The 16,589-nt window shown below is 70.5% G+C and carries 16 protein-coding genes; 14 read left to right on the top strand and 2 right to left on the bottom strand.

Features of this window, described 5'->3' with window-relative positions; genetic code table 11:
* Positions 1 to 251 precede the first annotated feature (251 nt).
* Together ACZ4MU_RS31290 and ACZ4MU_RS31295 are read left to right on the top strand one after the other, a co-directional pair.
* Positions 252 to 947 carry a demethylmenaquinone methyltransferase gene (locus tag ACZ4MU_RS31290; protein ID WP_467882918.1) on the top strand — a complete coding sequence of 232 codons (696 nt, stop codon included), beginning with the start codon at positions 252 to 254 and terminating at the stop codon, positions 945 to 947.
* Positions 948 to 971: 24 nt separating this feature from the next.
* The gene (locus ACZ4MU_RS31295; RefSeq protein ID WP_467882919.1) at positions 972 to 1,892 is read left to right on the top strand and encodes a glutaminase; all 921 of its coding nucleotides are present in this window, start codon (positions 972 to 974) and stop codon (positions 1,890 to 1,892) included.
* Between the two features lie 96 nt (positions 1,893 to 1,988).
* Here ACZ4MU_RS31295 and ACZ4MU_RS31300 read toward each other — a convergent pair whose 3' ends face one another.
* Positions 1,989 to 2,516, bottom strand: a complete 528-nt coding sequence (locus ACZ4MU_RS31300) for a GNAT family N-acetyltransferase (protein ID WP_467882920.1) — start codon at positions 2,514 to 2,516, stop codon at positions 1,989 to 1,991.
* 101 nt (positions 2,517 to 2,617) lie between these two features.
* Here ACZ4MU_RS31300 and ACZ4MU_RS31305 point away from each other — a divergent pair, with 101 nt between their 5' ends.
* Positions 2,618 to 3,904 (top strand): geranylgeranyl reductase family protein, encoded by a 1,287-nt coding sequence (locus tag ACZ4MU_RS31305; protein ID WP_358832686.1) that lies wholly within the window; start codon positions 2,618 to 2,620, stop codon positions 3,902 to 3,904.
* 91 nt (positions 3,905 to 3,995) lie between these two features.
* Here the strand turns inward: ACZ4MU_RS31305 and ACZ4MU_RS31310 are convergent, their stop codons facing one another.
* Positions 3,996 to 4,826, bottom strand: coding sequence for a C40 family peptidase (locus ACZ4MU_RS31310; RefSeq protein WP_467882921.1), 831 nt, complete (start codon positions 4,824 to 4,826; stop codon positions 3,996 to 3,998).
* Positions 4,827 to 5,633: 807 nt separating this feature from the next.
* Here ACZ4MU_RS31310 and ACZ4MU_RS31315 point away from each other — a divergent pair.
* The 11 genes from ACZ4MU_RS31315 to nuoK all read left to right on the top strand — a co-directional run bounded on the left by ACZ4MU_RS31315 (position 5,634) and on the right by nuoK (position 16,586).
* Positions 5,634 to 5,993 carry an NADH-quinone oxidoreductase subunit A gene (locus ACZ4MU_RS31315; RefSeq protein ID WP_007383963.1) on the top strand — a complete coding sequence of 120 codons (360 nt, stop codon included), beginning with the start codon at positions 5,634 to 5,636 and terminating at the stop codon, positions 5,991 to 5,993.
* Between the two features lie 17 nt (positions 5,994 to 6,010).
* A complete protein-coding gene (locus ACZ4MU_RS31320) occupies positions 6,011 to 6,565 on the top strand; it encodes a NuoB/complex I 20 kDa subunit family protein (protein ID WP_067163033.1) in 555 nt (184 codons plus the stop codon).
* Between the two features lie 68 nt (positions 6,566 to 6,633).
* Positions 6,634 to 7,317, top strand: a complete 684-nt coding sequence (locus tag ACZ4MU_RS31325; protein ID WP_358832694.1) for an NADH-quinone oxidoreductase subunit C — start codon at positions 6,634 to 6,636, stop codon at positions 7,315 to 7,317.
* Positions 7,317 to 8,651: an NADH-quinone oxidoreductase subunit D gene (locus tag ACZ4MU_RS31330; protein ID WP_467882922.1), complete on the top strand. Its 1,335-nt coding sequence runs from the start codon at positions 7,317 to 7,319 to the stop codon at positions 8,649 to 8,651. Before ACZ4MU_RS31325 ends, ACZ4MU_RS31330 begins: the two co-directional genes overlap by 1 nt.
* Positions 8,652 to 8,677: 26 nt before the next feature.
* The gene (nuoE, locus tag ACZ4MU_RS31335; RefSeq protein WP_467882945.1) at positions 8,678 to 9,535 is read left to right on the top strand and encodes an NADH-quinone oxidoreductase subunit NuoE; all 858 of its coding nucleotides are present in this window, start codon (positions 8,678 to 8,680) and stop codon (positions 9,533 to 9,535) included.
* A complete protein-coding gene (nuoF, locus tag ACZ4MU_RS31340) occupies positions 9,535 to 10,905 on the top strand; it encodes an NADH-quinone oxidoreductase subunit NuoF (protein WP_467882923.1) in 1,371 nt (456 codons plus the stop codon). Before nuoE ends, nuoF begins: the two co-directional genes overlap by 1 nt.
* Positions 10,902 to 13,403 (top strand): NADH-quinone oxidoreductase subunit G, encoded by a 2,502-nt coding sequence (locus ACZ4MU_RS31345; RefSeq protein ID WP_467882924.1) that lies wholly within the window; start codon positions 10,902 to 10,904, stop codon positions 13,401 to 13,403. The genes nuoF and ACZ4MU_RS31345 overlap by 4 nt, the downstream gene beginning before the upstream one ends.
* 61 nt (positions 13,404 to 13,464) lie before the next feature.
* The gene (nuoH, locus tag ACZ4MU_RS31350) at positions 13,465 to 14,823 is read left to right on the top strand and encodes an NADH-quinone oxidoreductase subunit NuoH (protein ID WP_467882925.1); all 1,359 of its coding nucleotides are present in this window, start codon (positions 13,465 to 13,467) and stop codon (positions 14,821 to 14,823) included.
* Positions 14,798 to 15,478, top strand: a complete 681-nt coding sequence (gene nuoI, locus ACZ4MU_RS31355; RefSeq protein WP_467882946.1) for an NADH-quinone oxidoreductase subunit NuoI — start codon at positions 14,798 to 14,800, stop codon at positions 15,476 to 15,478. The genes nuoH and nuoI overlap by 26 nt, the downstream gene beginning before the upstream one ends.
* Complete coding sequence (locus ACZ4MU_RS31360) at positions 15,478 to 16,290, top strand: NADH-quinone oxidoreductase subunit J (protein WP_467882947.1); 813 nt, start codon at positions 15,478 to 15,480, stop codon at positions 16,288 to 16,290. Before nuoI ends, ACZ4MU_RS31360 begins: the two co-directional genes overlap by 1 nt.
* A complete protein-coding gene (gene nuoK, locus ACZ4MU_RS31365; protein ID WP_067163047.1) occupies positions 16,287 to 16,586 on the top strand; it encodes an NADH-quinone oxidoreductase subunit NuoK in 300 nt (99 codons plus the stop codon). Before ACZ4MU_RS31360 ends, nuoK begins: the two co-directional genes overlap by 4 nt.
* The last annotated feature ends 3 nt before the right edge of the window (positions 16,587 to 16,589 follow it).

Consider the following 16,589-nt stretch of genomic DNA (forward strand, 5'->3'; position numbering starts at 1 on the left):
GGCAATGTGATCCGCCGGAGGCGGCCCAAAGGGGCGCGGGGAACTGCGCGACCGGCCCCCACCGGCCCGCAGACGAAACACGCACCCTCGGAGAGTTTCGGGAAGGGGCGGGGTAGGGGAGAACCGCGCGAAGCGCGAAGGCACGCGCGCAGCGCAAAGGGGGCGAGGCCGCACGGCCCGCAGGCGGAAAGGGCCCGGGGCAACCCGGGGGGCGTGGGCGGCGGGGGCGAAGCCCCAGGCACAATGAAGCCGTGACCCGCGCATCCCTGGACAAGCAGCCGCACGACGTCGCCTCGATGTTCGACGACGTCGCCGCGAACTACGACCTCACCAACGACGTACTCTCCCTCGGCCAGTCCCGCCTCTGGCGCAAGGAGGTCGCCAGGGCGGTCGACGCCCGCCCCGCCCAGAAGGTCCTCGACCTCGCGGCGGGCACCGCCACCTCCTCCCTCCCCTTCGCCGCCACCGGCGCGTACGTCGTCCCGTGCGACTTCTCCCTCGGGATGCTGAAGGTCGGCAAGGGCCGCCACCCCCACCTCCCCTTCACCGCGGGCGACGCCACGAAGCTCCCGTTCAAGGACGACACCTTCGACGCCGTCACCATCTCCTTCGGCCTGCGCAACGTCCAGGACACCGACACCGCCCTGCGCGAGCTGCTGCGCGTGACCCGCCCCGGCGGCCGCGTGGTCATCTGCGAGTTCTCGCAGCCGACCTGGAAGCCGTTCCGTACGGTCTACAGCGAGTACCTGATGCGCGCCCTGCCCCCGGTCGCCACGGCCGTCTCGTCCAACCCCGAGGCGTACGTCTACCTCGCCGAGTCCATCCGCGCCTGGCCCGACCAGCCCGCGCTCGCGGCCCGGCTCCAGCAGGCGGGCTGGGCCAAGGTCGCCTGGCGCAACCTCACCGGCGGTGTGGTCGCGCTGCACCGCGGCTACAAGCCCCAGTAACCCGGCATCCGGTACCGGCACCCCGTGGACCAGCAGGACTACCAGGCCGTCCTCCAGCAGATCGCGGACGATGTCGCGCCCCTCGTGGGCGGCGGCACCCCCGCCGCCTACATCCCCGCCCTCGCCGACGTGGACCCGTCCCGCTTCGGGATGGCCGTCGCCGACCTCGACGGCAAGGTGTACGGGGTGGGGGACTGGCAGCGCCCCTTCTCCGCGCAGTCGATCACCAAGGTGTTCACGCTCGCCCTGGCGCTCGCGCGCGGCGGCGACAGCCTGTGGGAGCACGTCGGCCGCGAGCCCTCGGGCAACCCGTTCAACTCCCTGGTCCAGCTGGAGTACGAGAACGGCATCCCGCGCAATCCGTTCATCAACGCGGGCGCGCTGGTCGTGACCGACCGGCTCCAGACCCTCACCGGGGACGCCAGCAGCGAGCTGCTTGAGTTCCTGCGGGAGGAGACCGGCAACCCCGCGCTCGCCTTCGACGCCGTGGTGGCCGAGTCCGAGGCGGCCCACGGCGACCGGAACGCGGCCCTGGCCCACTTCATGGCCTCGTACGGCAACATCGCCAACGACGTACCGACGCTGCTCGACCACTACTTCTGGCAGTGCGCCATCGAGATGAGCTGTGCCGACCTGGCCCTGGCCGCCCGCTTCCTGGCCCGCCACGGCCTGCGCGCGGACGGCTCGCGCCTGCTGTCGCGCAGTGAGGCGAAGCAGGTCAACGCGGTGATGCTGACGTGCGGGACGTACGACGCGGCGGGCGACTTCGCGTACCGAGTCGGTCTGCCGGGCAAGAGCGGTGTGGGCGGCGGGATCATGGCGGTCGTCCCCGGCCGGTGCACGCTGTGCGTCTGGAGCCCGGGCCTGGACGCCCGGGGCAACTCGGTGGCGGGCGTGGCGGCCCTGGACCGCTTCACGACCCTGACGGGCCTGTCGGTGTTCTGACCCCGACGCGCCTCAGCTTGGCCGAAACACGACGCTCCCACGGGGTTTAGGACACGGGGCTGCGACATCTGCGGCTCCGCCGCGCGGGCGCGACCCTCACAGCGCCAGCCGGAAGCAGTATCCCTCCCGGTCGGACGTGGGCGTCCGGAACGTCTCGGCGAGCCGCATCCCCAGCCGCCGAGTAACGGCGACGGACCGCTCGTTGCGGGCATCGACCATGGCCACCACCCCGCCGACCCCGGCGGCCCGGACCCGATCCACCGCGACCCGGGCCGCGGCCGTCGCGTACCCCCGACCCCACGCCCGCCGGGCGAGCCGCCACCCGATCTCCACCTCGCCGACCGGCCCCCACGCGTGGGGCCACGGCTGCGCGCCCGTGAAGCCGAGGACCCGGTCGTCCTCGTCCAGGAGCGTCCACAGACAGAACCCCCGCTCCGCGTCGTGCCTGCGCTGGCGCGCCGTCAGCTCCTCGTACACCGACAACTCCGCCGCCCTGCCCCCGTGGAACTCCATGACCTCCGGGTCGTCGAACACCTCGTGCCAGGCGTACGCGTCCTCCTCGGTCGGCACACGCAGCCGTACGACCGGCACGGCGGGCAGGGACTTCTCCTCGGTGGAGCTCATGGCGTGGGCAACCCTTCGCGATAACGATCAACACCCACCCATAGACTGCACATGTCCCGTGCGTTCCGGCACACGAAATCGAGTCTTCGGGAGAACCCGCTGTGACCGAGCCCCTCTCCGAGCACACCGCGGATGTGATCGTCGTCGGGGCCGGCCCCGCCGGGTCGACCACGGCGTACTACCTGGCCAAGGCCGGACTCGACGTACTGCTGCTGGAGAAGACCGCCTTCCCCCGCGAGAAGGTCTGCGGCGACGGCCTGACCCCGCGCGCCACCAAGCAGCTGGTCGCCATGGGCATCGACGTCTCCGAAGAGGCCGGCTGGCTGCGGAACAAGGGCCTGCGCATCATCGGCGGCGGCGTCCGCCTCCAGCTCGACTGGCCGGAGCTCGCCAGCTACCCCGACTACGGACTCGTCCGCAAGCGCGACGACTTCGACGAGCAGCTGGCCCGCCAGGCCCAGAAGGCAGGCGCCCGCCTGTACGAGCGCTGCAACGTGGGCGCGCCGGTCATCGACGACCGTACGGGCCGTATCACCGGTGTGAACGCCAAGCTCGGCGAGGACAAGCGGGAAGTCACCTTCCACGCGCCGCTGGTCGTCGCCGCCGACGGCAACTCCACCCGCCTCTCCCTCGCCATGGGCCTGCACCGCCGCGAGGACCGCCCGATGGGCGTGGCCGTACGGACGTACTTCCACTCGCCCCGCCACGACGACGACTACCTGGAGTCCTGGCTGGAGCTGTGGGACCGGCGCGGCCCGGGCGAGGACCGCCTCCTGCCCGGCTACGGCTGGATCTTCGGCATGGGCGACGGCACCTCCAACGTCGGCCTCGGCGTCCTCAACACCTCCGCCTCCTTCAAGGAGCTGGACTGGCGCGAGGTCCTGAAGGCCTGGTGCGCCTCCATGCCCGCCGACTGGGGCTACACGGAGGAGAACATGACGGGCCCCATCCGCGGCGCGGCCCTGCCCATGGCCTTCAACCGCCAGCCGCACTACACCAAGGGCCTGTTGCTGGTGGGCGACGCGGGCGGCCTGGTCAACCCGTTCAACGGCGAGGGCATCGCGTACGCCATGGAGTCCGGCCAGATCGCGGCCGACGTCATCGTCCAGGCCCACGCCCGCGCGACCCCCGCCCAGCGCGAACTGGCCCTGCACAACTACCCCAAGGTCCTCAAGGACACCTACGGCGGCTACTACACGCTGGGCCGCGCCTTCGTGAAGCTCATCGGCAACCCGAAGGTCATGAAGATCGCCACCCAGCGCGGCCTGACGCACCCGGTGCTGATGAAGTTCACCCTGAAGATGCTGGCCAACCTGACCGACCCCACGGGCGGCGACGCGATGGACCGCATCATCAACGGCCTCTCGAAGGTGGCGCCCAAGGCCTGAGCGGCTCCCTCACGCACGCCGCGCGCGCGAAAGGGCCGGTGCTCCCCCCGAGAGGAGCACCGGCCCTTCGCCGTATCCCTGAGCGCCGCGACTAGAGGACGCGGACCGCGCCGGTCGGCCGGTCCCAGTCCATGCTGCGCTCGACCACACCGGTCGAGGAGTTCTGCGCGCCGACGAACTTGCCGCCGCCGACGTAGATGGCCACGTGGTACGCCGAGCCCGCGCCGCCCCAGTACAGGATGTCGCCCGCCTGGAGGTTCGAGAGCGAGACCTGGCGGCCCGCGGTCGACTGGTCCTGCGAGACGCGCGGCAGGTCGATGCCGACCTGGCGGTAGGCGGCCTGTACCAGGCCCGAGCAGTCGTACGCGCTGGAGCCGGTGGCTCCGGACACGTACGCCTTGCCGACCTGCGCCAGCGCGAAGTTCACGATGGTGGCGGCGGAACCCGTGGCGGTGGAGGACTGGGTGACGGTGCTGCTACTGCTGCCGCCGCCACCGGTCGAGGCCAGGGTCGTGCGCGCGGAGGAGCGGGAGGCGCGCTCGGCGGCCTCCGCCTTCGCCTTGGCCTCGGCTTCCGCCTTGGCCTTCTTCTCCGCCTCTGCCTTGGCGTCCGCGTCGGCCTTCGCCTTCTTGGCGAGCTTGGCGGCGCTGGAGGCGGCGGCGTTCTGCTCGGCCTTCAGCTGGAGGTCGGCGGCGACCTGCTGGGTGGCCTCGGAGGCGGCGGCGGCGGTGCTCGCGAGACCGGACGTGAGCGTGGGCATCTCGATGGTCTCGGTCACCGGCTCGGCGGCGATGGCCGGGGCGGCGGCGCCGGCCACCGCGATGGTGCTGAGGACGCCACCGGCAACTCCGGCACGGAGCGCGAGCTTGGAGGCGCTGCGGCGGGGCTTCCGGTGGCTGGGTATGTGAGCGGTGTGGGACATGAGTACAACCGCTATCAGGGGTACAGGGTTCCCTTCAAGAAACGTGTGCTGCGCCACAGTTGTGCTCGGAACGGACGAATCCACTTCCTGCGCGCCCTTATTGACGCCGTAACGGGCAATACGGGCATGCGCGATCACTGCTGTGATCATGTGGTTTTTATAAATAGTCCGAATTGCCCGTCGCCTACCATCCGTTCACACCGTTGGCCAAGCCCGGTTTAATTCGTGACCGCTCCGTGTGACACAGGTCACTTCGTATCCGGGCGTCTCCCGTCCCGTGACCGGTTCGTGATCATGGTGGCGCGCCGGGCGGCGGCGGGGTGTCGCTTCTAGATCGTTTAAGGCCGGTCCGGGTCGTTCCGCGTCGGTCGGCGCGGTGGTGCGGAGTTCGTGAACGCGTGCACAGGTCCACCGGTTGGCGACGCCCTCACCCGCATGAGTGGGCCGCGATCCTCTATCACCCGGACGAGTCCATCGCCAATTTGCTTGTAGGGCCCATGCCTTGATAGTGCCGCACCCCTTGCGACCAGCGGTAACAGGAGCAGATGCTACGCCTTGTGATCACTCGGCCGCTTCAGGTGTGAAGATCACCGCTCATCCGACTTCATGATCCTTCGTCAGGTGGTGGAGATCACAAAGCCGTTGGCGTACCCCGTGTCGCAGATCACAGACCGCCGGGCATAGGATGCGGTGCAGTCGGGCTTGTGAACTGCCTCACATGTGCGCGATCTTCGCGCGGCGGGAGGGGGCGGCAGCGGCGCCCGTGTGCGGTCCAACGGTCAAGGACGACTGGAAGGAGCGAGGAGCGTGAATGCCTACGCGCCCATCCTCGTGCTCGGCGCCCTAGGGGCTGGGTTTGCGATCTTCTCCGTGGTCATGGCCACGCTTATCGGCCCAAAAAGGTACAACCGGGCGAAACTTGAGGCGTACGAGTGCGGCATCGAACCGACTCCCACGCCGGCCGGAGGCGGCCGCTTCCCCATCAAGTACTACCTGACGGCGATGCTCTTCATCGTCTTCGACATCGAGATCGTCTTCCTCTACCCCTGGGCCGTCACCTTCGACGCCCTGGGGGTCTTCGGGCTCGTCGAGATGCTGCTCTTCGTGCTCACCGTGTTCGTCGCCTACGCGTACGTATGGCGGCGCGGCGGCCTGGAATGGGACTGAGGGGCTGAGGGGCACCTATGGGACTCGAAGAGAAGCTGCCGAGCGGCTTTCTGCTGACCACTGTCGAACAGGCCGCGGGCTGGGTGCGCAAGGCGTCCGTCTTCCCCGCCACCTTCGGTCTGGCCTGCTGCGCCATCGAGATGATGACGACCGGCGCCGGCCGCTACGACCTGGCCCGCTTCGGCATGGAGGTCTTCCGCGGCTCGCCGCGCCAGGCGGACCTGATGATCGTGGCGGGCCGGGTGAGCCAGAAGATGGCGCCGGTCCTGCGGCAGGTCTACGACCAGATGCCCAACCCCAAGTGGGTCATCTCCATGGGGGTGTGCGCATCCTCGGGCGGAATGTTCAACAATTACGCGATTGTGCAGGGTGTTGACCATATTGTCCCGGTCGACATCTATCTGCCCGGCTGCCCGCCCCGCCCCGAGATGCTCATCGACGCGATCCTCAAGCTCCACCAGAAGATCCAGGGCTCCAAGCTCGGCGTGAACGCGGAGGAGGCCGCCCGCGAGGCGGAGGAGGCCGCCCTCAAGGCGCTGCCCACCATCGAGATGAAGGGGCTGCTGCGGTGAGCGACGACCGTACTCCCAAGGGGCCGGGCGACGCCCCCGGGACGCCCGAGGCGCCCGAGAGCGGCGGCCTGCCCGCCCAGCGCGACGACACCGGCGACGTCATCGGCGTCCGCCGGGGCATGTTCGGCGCGGAGAAGGGCGGCGACACCAGCGGCTACGGCGGCCTGGTGCGCACCGTCACCCTGCCCGGCGCCTCCTCCCGCCCCTACGGCGGCTGGTTCGACGAGGTGGCCGACGAACTCGAAGGCGCCCTGGAGGAGCAGGACCTGCTCCCCGAGAACGCCATCGAGAAGACGGTCGTGGACCGCGGCGAGCTCACCTTCCACATCGCGCGCGAGCACCTCGTCCGCGTGGCCCGGACCCTGCGTGACGACCCGGCCCTGCGCTTCGAGCTCTGCACGGGCGTCAGCGGCGTCCACTTCCCCGGCGACAAGGGCCGCGAGCTGCACGCCGTCTACCACCTGCGCTCGCTCACCCACGGCCGGCTGATCCGCCTGGAGGTCACCGCCCCGGACAGCGATCCGCACCTGCCGTCCCTGGTCGCCGTCTACCCCACCAACGACTGGCACGAGCGCGAGGCCTACGACTTCTTCGGCCTGGTCTTCGACGGCCACCCCGCCCTCACCCGGATCATGATGCCGGACGACTGGCAGGGCTTCCCGCAGCGCAAGGACTACCCCCTCGGCGGCATCCCCGTCGAGTACAAGGGCGCCCAGATCCCGGCTCCGGACCAGCGGAGGTCGTACACCTGATGAGCACTGCCAGTGACGCTTCCCGCGCTTCTGCCCGGGAGACGACCGAGGGGACCGTCTACACGGTCACCGGCGGCGACTGGGACGAGGTCGCCCGCACCGCCGCCCGCGCCGACGACGAGCGCATCGTCGTCAACATGGGCCCCCAGCACCCCTCCACGCACGGTGTGCTCCGGCTGATCCTGGAGATCGACGGCGAGACCGTCACCGAGGCCCGCTGCGGCATCGGCTATCTGCACACCGGCATCGAGAAGAACCTCGAATTCCGCACCTGGACGCAGGGCACCACCTTCGTCACGCGCATGGACTACCTGACGCCGTTCTTCAACGAGACGGCGTACTGCCTGGGCGTGGAGAAGCTGCTCGGCATCACCGACCAGATCCCCGACCGCGCCTCGGTGATCCGGGTGCTCCTGATGGAGCTGAACCGGCTCTCCTCGCACCTGGTCTGCATCGCCACCGGCGGCATGGAGCTCGGCGCCACCACGATCATGATCTACGGCTTCCGGGACCGCGAACTCATCCTGGACATCTTCGAGCTGATCACCGGACTGCGCATGAACCACGCGTTCGTCCGCCCCGGCGGCCTCGCCCAGGACCTCCCCCCGGGCGCGGTGGACCAGCTCCGTGAGTTCGTGAAGACGATGAAGAAGAACCTGCCGGAGTACGACAAGCTCGCCACCGGCAACCCGATCTTCAAGGCCCGGATGCAGGACGTCGGCTACCTCGACCTGACCGGCTGCATGGCGCTGGGGGCCACCGGCCCGATCCTGCGCTCCGCGGGCCTGCCGCACGACCTGCGCAGGACCGACCCGTACTGCGGCTACGAGACCTACGACTTCGAGGTCCCCACCGCCGACAGCTGCGACGCCTACGGCCGCTTCCTGGTGCGGCTGGAGGAGATGCGCCAGTCGCTCAGGATCGTCGAGCAGTGCCTGGACCGGCTGGAGCCCGGCCCGGTCATGGTCGCCGACAAGAAGATCGCCTGGCCCGCCCAGCTCGCGCTCGGCCCGGACGGACTCGGCAACTCCCTCGACCACATCAAGAAGATCATGGGCACCTCCATGGAGTCCCTGATCCACCACTTCAAGCTGGTGACCGAGGGCTTCCGGGTGCCCCTCGGACAGGCGTACGCGGCCGTCGAGTCGCCCAAGGGCGAGCTCGGGGTGCACGTCGTGAGCGACGGAGGCACCCGCCCCTACCGGGTCCACTTCCGCGATCCGTCCTTCACCAATCTCCAGGCCATGGCGGCGATGTGCGAGGGCGGCCAGGTCGCCGACGTCATCGTGGCCGTGGCGTCCATCGACCCCGTGATGGGAGGCGTCGACCGGTGACCGAGACCACGCCGACGAGCCTGGGCATGCCCCAGCTGCCCGCGCCCGACTACCCGGCCGACGTCCGCGCCCGGCTGGAGGCCGACGCCAAGGAGGTCATCGCCCGCTATCCGGGCAGCCGCTCCGCGCTGCTGCCGCTGCTGCACCTCGTGCAGTCGCAGGAGGGCCATGTCTCCCGCACCGGGATGCGCTTCTGCGCCGAGATGCTGGACCTCACGACCGCCGAGGTGACCGCGGTGGCCACCTTCTACACCATGTACCGGCGCAAGCCCTCGGGCGACTACCAGGTGGGCGTCTGCACCAACACCCTGTGCGCCGTGATGGGCGGGGACGCCATCTTCGACGAGCTCAAGCGCCACCTCGGAGTGGGCAACGACGAGACCACCCCCGACGGCAAGGTGACGCTCGAACACATCGAGTGCAACGCCGCCTGCGACTTCGCGCCCGTGGTGATGGTCAACTGGGAGTTCTTCGACAACCAGACCCCCGAGTCGGCCAAACGCCTCGTCGACGACCTGCGCGCGGGCAAGCCGGTGGAGCCCACCCGCGGGGCTCCGCTGTGCACCTACAAGGAGACCGCCCGCATCCTGGCCGGCTTCCCCGACGAGCGCCCCGGCGCCGTCGCGGCGAGCGGGGGCGCGGGCCCGGCCTCCCTGGTCGGCCTGCGCCTGGCCAAGGGCGAGGCACCGCAGCCGCGCGTGGTCCACCCGCGCGGCGAGGGCCCCGGCGACGAGAGCGCCGGCGGCGAGGGTCCGCGCGGCACGGGCCCCCGTGACGCGGCCCAGCCCGGCTCCGGGCACCTGAGCTCGCACGACGCACCGCAGCAGACCTCTGCTTCCGACCCCGCGCACCCGGCGGGCCCGGTCGACGAGGAGGGGGAGTGATGACCTTGGCACCCGAACTCAGCGGCAACGGGAACGGAAGCAGCCCGGAGAAACTGCTGGCGCCCGTGCTCTCCGCGTTCTGGGACGAGAGCGAGTCCTGGACCCTGGAGACCTACCGCCGGCACGACGGCTACGAGGGGCTGCGCAAGGCCCTGGCCATGTCACCGGACGACCTCATCGCGTACGTGAAGGACTCCGGGCTGCGCGGCCGGGGCGGCGCGGGCTTCCCCACGGGCATGAAGTGGCAGTTCATCCCGCAGGGCGATGGCAAACCGCACTATCTGGTTGTCAACGCCGACGAGTCGGAGCCCGGGACCTGCAAGGACATCCCGCTCCTCTTCGCCAACCCGCACAGCCTCATCGAGGGCATCGTGATCGCCTGTTACGCGATCAGGTCGTCGCACGCGTTCATCTATCTGCGCGGGGAGGTCGTCCCCGTCCTGCGGAGGCTGCACGAGGCCGTGCGGGAGGCCTACGCGGCGGGCTTCCTCGGCAAGGACATCCTCGGCAGCGGCCTCGACCTCGAACTCACCGTCCACGCGGGCGCCGGCGCCTACATCTGCGGTGAGGAGACCGCCCTGCTGGACTCGCTGGAAGGCCGTCGCGGTCAGCCCCGGCTGCGCCCCCCCTTCCCCGCGGTCGCCGGTCTCTACGCGTGCCCCACTGTTGTCAACAACGTCGAGTCCATCGCCAGCGTTCCCGCGATCCTCCACCGAGGCAAAGACTGGTTCAAGTCGATGGGGAGCGAGAAGTCCCCGGGCTTCACGCTGTACTCGCTCAGCGGCCACGTCGCCAGCCCCGGCCAGTTCGAGGCCCCGCTCGGCATCACCCTGCGCCAGCTGCTCGACATGAGCGGCGGAATGCGGCCCGGGCACCGGCTCAAGTTCTGGACGCCCGGCGGCTCCTCGACCCCGATGTTCACCGATGAGCACCTCGACGTACCCCTGGACTACGAGGGCGTCGGCGCCGCGGGCTCCATGCTCGGCACCAAGGCGCTGCAGTGCTTCGACGAGACGACCTGCGTGGTGCGGGCGGTCACCCGCTGGACCGAGTTCTACGCCCACGAGTCCTGCGGAAAGTGCACGCCCTGCCGCGAAGGGACGTACTGGCTGGTCCAGTTGCTCCGCGACATCGAGGTGGGCAAGGGCGCCATGGACGACCTCGACAAGCTCGCCGACATCGCCGACAACATCAACGGCAAGTCGTTCTGCGCGCTCGGCGACGGCGCCGCGGCGCCCATCTTCTCCTCGCTCAAGTACTTCCGCGCGGAGTACGAGCAGCACATCACGGGCCGGGGCTGCCCCTTCGACCCGGCCAAGTCGACCCTGTGGGCCGACAGCCCGCACCGCACCACGGAGGTGAACGCATGACGGTGACGACTGGCGCTCCCTCCGGCGGCGCGGAGGCGGCGGTACCGCCCGAGGACCTGGTCTCGCTGACCATCGACGGCGTGGAGATCAGCGTCCCCAAGGGCACGCTGGTGATCCGGGCCGCCGAGCAGATCGGCATCGAGATCCCGCGGTTCTGCGACCACCCGCTGCTCGACCCGGTCGGTGCCTGCCGCCAGTGCATCGTGGAGGTGGAGGGCCAGCGCAAGCCGATGGCGTCCTGCACCATCACCTGCACCGACGGCATGGTGGTCAAGTCCCAGCTGACGTCGCCGGTGGCCGAGAAGTCCCAGCGCGGGGTGATGGAGCTGCTGCTCATCAACCACCCGCTGGACTGCCCGGTCTGCGACAAGGGCGGCGAGTGCCCGCTCCAGAACCAGGCCATGCTGGTGGGCGACACCGACACCCGCTTCGACGGCCACAAGCGCACCTACGAGAAGCCGGTGCCGATCTCGGCGCAGGTGCTGCTCGACCGCGAGCGGTGCGTGCTGTGCGCGCGCTGCACGCGCTTCTCCGAGCAGATCGCGGGCGACCCGATGATCGAGCTCCTGGAGCGCGGCGCCCTCCAGCAGGTCGGCACCGGCGAGGGCGACCCGTTCGAGTCGTACTTCTCCGGCAACACCATCCAGATCTGCCCGGTCGGCGCGCTGACCTCGGCGGCCTACCGGTTCCGCTCCCGCCCCTTCGACCTGGTCTCCTCGCCGTCGGTGTGCGAGCACTGCGCGGGCGGCTGCGCCACCCGCACCGACCACCGGCGCGGCAAGGTCATGCGGCGCCTCGCGGCCAACGACCCCGAGGTCAACGAGGAATGGCTGTGCGACAAGGGCCGGTTCGCCTTCCGGTACGCGCAGAAGCCGGACCGGCTCACCACCCCGCTGGTGCGCAACGCGGCCGGTGAGCTGGAGCCCGCCTCCTGGCCCGAGGCGCTGGAGGCGGCCGCGGCCGGGCTGCTGGCCGCCCGGGGCAGGGCCGGGGTGCTCACCGGCGGCCGGCTGACCGTCGAGGACGCCTACGCGTACGCCAAGTTCGCCCGGATCGCCCTCGACACCAACGACGTCGACTTCCGCGCGCGCGTGCACTCGGCCGAGGAGGCCGACTTCCTGGCGGCGCGCGTCGCCGGGCGCGGCCACCTCACCGGTCAGGGCGTCACGTACTCCTCCCTGGAGAAGGCGCCCGCGGTCCTGCTCGCCGGGTTCGAGGCGGAGGAGGAGGCGCCCGGCGTCTTCCTGCGGCTGCGCAAGGCCTGGCGCAAGCACGGCCAGCGCACCTTCTCCCTGGCCACCCATATGACACCGGGCCTGGAGAAGGCGGGCGGCACGCTGCTGCCCGCCGCGCCCGGGACCGAGACCGAGTGGCTGGACGCGCTGGCGGGCGGGGTCGGACTGGACGGTGACGGCTCGGCCGCCGCCGAGGCGCTGCGGGCCCCCGGCTCGGTCATCGTGGTCGGCGAGCGCCTCGCGGCGGTCCCCGGCGCGCTGACCGCGGCCGTACGGGCATCCGCCGCGACCGGAGCCGAACTGGTGTGGATCCCGCGCCGGGCGGGCGAGCGGGGCGCGATCGAGGCGGGCGCCCTGGCGGCGCTGCTGCCCGGCGGGCGCCCCGCCACCGATCCACGCGCGCGTGAGGAGGTGGCCGCCGCCTGGGGCGTGCGCGAACTGCCGCACCGCTTCGGCCGGGACACCGGCCAGATCGTCGAGGCCGCGGCCACCGGCGAGCTGGGCGCACTGCTGGTCGCGGGCGTCGACCCGGCCGACCTGCCGGATCCGGCACGCGCGCGTGAAGCACTGGCCGGGGCCTTCGTGGTCTCCCTGGAGCTGCGGCCGAGCGAGGTCACCGAACGGGCGGACGTGGTCTTCCCGGTCGCGGCCGTCGCCGAGAAGTCCGGCTTCTTCCTCAACTGGGAGGGCAGGGCGCGGATGTTCGAGGCCGCCCTGAAGCCCGAGCAGATGACCCGGCGCCTGGCACCCGCCGACGCGCGCGTACTGCACATGCTGGCGGACGCCATGGACGTGCACCTGGCGCTCCCCGACAACCGCGCCGCGCGCGCGGAGCTGCGAAGCCTGGGCCACTGGGACGGGCCGCGCGCCACCGAGCCGCTGGAAACCGGCCACGCCCTGCCCCGGCCCGCCGAGGGCGAGGCGGTCCTCGCCGGCCACCGGCTGCTGCTCGACCTCGGCACCCTCCAGGAGGGCGACGAGGCGCTGGCCGGGACCCGGCACGCGGCCCTCGCCCGGCTCTCGGCCGCCACCGCGGCCGAGTGCGGCGTCAAGGACGGCGACCTGCTCCAGGTGAGCGGCCCCGAGGGCGCGGTCCGGCTGCCGCTGAAGGTCACCGAGATGCCCGACCGGGTGGTGTGGCTGCCGCTCCACTCGGCCGGCGACGGCGTGTACGCGGACACCGGAGCGGTCCCGGGCCGGATCGTCCGCATCGGCCCGGCGGCGCGGGCCGCCACCACGGCCGCACCGGAGGTGCGGCCGTGACCGACTTCCCCTCCCGCCCCGCGGCACCGGGCGCCGCCGTCCACGTACCGGAGGTGCGCGCGTGACCCCGACCTTCCTCGCGGCCGAGGACCTCTCCCTGTTCGGCCGCGACCCCTGGTGGCTCATCGCCCTCAAGGCCGTGTTCTGCTTCGCGTTCCTGATGGTGACCGTGCTGTTCTCGATCGTCTGGGAGCGCAAGGTCGTCGCCTGGATGCAGTTGCGCATCGGCCCCAACCGGCACGGCCCCTGGGGGATGCTCCAGTCCCTCGCCGACGGCATCAAGCTGATGCTGAAGGAGGACGTGGTCGTCAAGCGGGCCGACAAGGTGGTCTACGTCCTGGCCCCGATCGTCGCCGCGATCCCCGCCTTCATGGCGATCGCCGTGATCCCCTTCGGGCCGTCCGGCAACGAGGTCTCGATCTTCGGCCACCGCACCACGATGCAGCTCACCGACCTGCCGATCGCGATGCTCTACATCCTCGCGTGCGCCTCGGTCGGCATCTACGGCATCGTGCTCGCGGGCTGGTCCTCCGGCTCGACGTACCCGCTGCTCGGCGGGCTCCGCTCGTGCGCGCAGATGATCTCGTACGAGATCGCGATGGGCGCGGCCTTCGCCTCGGTCTTCCTCTACTCGGGGTCGATGTCGACCTCGGAGATCGTCGCCCAGCAGCACGACCGCTGGTACATCGTGTTGCTGCCGGTCTCCTTCATCATCTACGTGGTCACCATGGTGGGCGAGACCAACCGCGCCCCGTTCGACATGCCCGAGTCCGAGGGCGACCTCGTCGGCGGCTTCAACACCGAGTACTCGTCGATCAAGTTCGCGCTGTTCATGCTGGCCGAGTACGTCAACATGGTCACCGTCTCGGCGGTGTCGACCACCCTCTTCCTGGGCGGCTGGCGGGCCCCGTGGCCCGTGTCCACCTTCTGGGAGGGCGCCAACCACGGCTGGTGGCCGATGCTCTGGTTCGTCATCAAGGTCCAGCTGCTGCTGTTCTTCTTCATCTGGCTGCGCGGCACGCTGCCCCGCGTCCGCTACGACCAGCTGATGAAGCTCGGCTGGAAGGTCCTCATCCCGGTCTCGGTCGTCTGGCTGATGCTGGTGGCGACCGTGCGCGCGCTGCGCAACGACGGCCACGACTTCTCCAAGATCGTGCTGTACGTGGGAGGCGCGGTCGTCGCGGTCCTGCTGATCTCGCTGGTCGCGGACGTCTTCCGGGGCCGCAAGGAGGAGTCGGCGGCCGAGGCGGAGCCACCCGCGTTCGACCCGATGGCGGGCGGATTCCCGGTGCCACCGCTGCCCGGACAGACCCTTCCGCCGGTGCCCAGGCGACGCCCGCGCCACCAGCGGGAGTTGGTTGTCAGTGGTGGGCCCGATACTGAGAGTGACCGTGATGGAAGGGAGGACGAGGGTGTCTAAGTCATCGGAACCGGCGGAGACTTCGGGGGAGCCCGGGGCTTCGTCGGAGGACAAGTTCCTCAACCCGGTGGCCGGCTTCGGCGTGACCTTCAAGGCCATGTTCAAGAAGCGGCTGACCGAGCAGTATCCGGAGCAGCAGAAGACCACGGCCCCCCGCTTCCACGGGCGCCACCAGCTCAACCGGCATCCGGACGGCCTGGAGAAGTGTGTCGGCTGCGAGCTGTGCGCCTGGGCCTGCCCGGCCGACGCGATCTACGTGGAGGGCGCCGACAACACGGACGAGGAGCGCTACTCGCCGGGCGAGCGGTACGGAATCGTCTACCAGATCAACTACGCCCGCTGCATCCTGTGCGGCCTGTGCATCGAGGCGTGCCCCACGCGCGCGCTGACGATGACCAACGAGTTCGAACTGGCCGACAGCAGCCGCGCGAACCTGATCTACACCAAGGAGCAGTTGCTCGCCGGGCTCGACGAGGGCATGGTCGACTCGCCGCACGCGATCCATCCCGGGATGACCGAGGGCGACTACTACCGGGGCCTGGTCACCGAGGCCGCCCCCGGCACGGTCCGCCAGGTCGCCGTCTCCCGGGGCGAGCGGCCCCCGGCCGCCGAGCGGACCGCCGCCGGGGAGCAGCCCGAGGAGGTGGACGCGTGATGCAGCTCGCCGTCTCCGCCACGACGACCTCCACCGGGGAGGCGTTCCAGTTCTGGGTGCTGGGCACCGTCGCCGTCATCGGCGCGCTGTGCACCGTCCTGATGAAGAAGGCCGTGCACAGCGCGCTGTGCCTGGCCGGGACGATGATCGTCCTGGCGGTCTTCTACCTCGCCAACGGGGCGTACTTCCTGGGTATCGTCCAGGTCGTCGTCTACACCGGCGCGATCATGATGCTCTTCCTCTTCGTGGTGATGCTGGTCGGTGTCACCGCGGCGGACTCGCTCCAGGAGACCATCAAGGGCCAGCGCGTCTGGGCCGCGGTCTGCGGGACCGGTTTCGGGGTGCTCCTGATCGCGGGCATCGCCAACGCCTCCCTGAAGCATTTCGACGGCCTCAAGCAGGCCAACGCCGGTGGCAACGTGGAGGGCCTGGCCGCCCTCATCTTCACCAAGTACGTGTTCGCCTTCGAGATCACCGGCGCCCTGCTGATCACCTCGGCGATCGGCGCGATGGTGCTCACCCACCGCGAGCGCACCGAGCGCGCCAGGACCCAGCGCGAGCTCTCCGAGCAGCGCGTGCGCGAGGGCAAGCACCTGCCGCCCCTGCCGGCCCCGGGGGTCTACGCCCGGCACAACGCGGTGGACATCGCGGGCCTGCTGCCCGACGGCACACCGTCCGAGCTCACCGTCAACCAGACGCTGCGCGGCCGCGGTCAGATCCGTGACGTGTCCAGCCAGGCGCTGTCCGACCTGAAGGCGCTGGAGCAGCGCTCCGCCGAGCGGCTCGGCCGGGAAGAGGAGGCCGCGAAGTGAACCCCGTCAATTACCTCTATCTGTCAGCCCTGTTGTTCACCATCGGCGCGGCCGGCGTGCTCATCAGGCGGAACGCGATCGTGGTCTTCATGTGCGTCGAGCTGATGCTCAACGCCTGCAACCTCGCGTTCGTGGTCTTCTCCCGGATGCACGGCAACCTCGACGGCCAGATCATCGCGTTCTTCACGATGGTCGTCGCCGCCGCGGAGGTCGTGGTCGGGCTCGCGATCATCGTGTCGCTCTTCCGCTCCCGCCACTCGGCATCGGTCGACGACGCCAGCCTGATGAAGCTCTGAGGG

Source organism: Streptomyces sp. NPDC026377, from assembly GCF_055567715.1.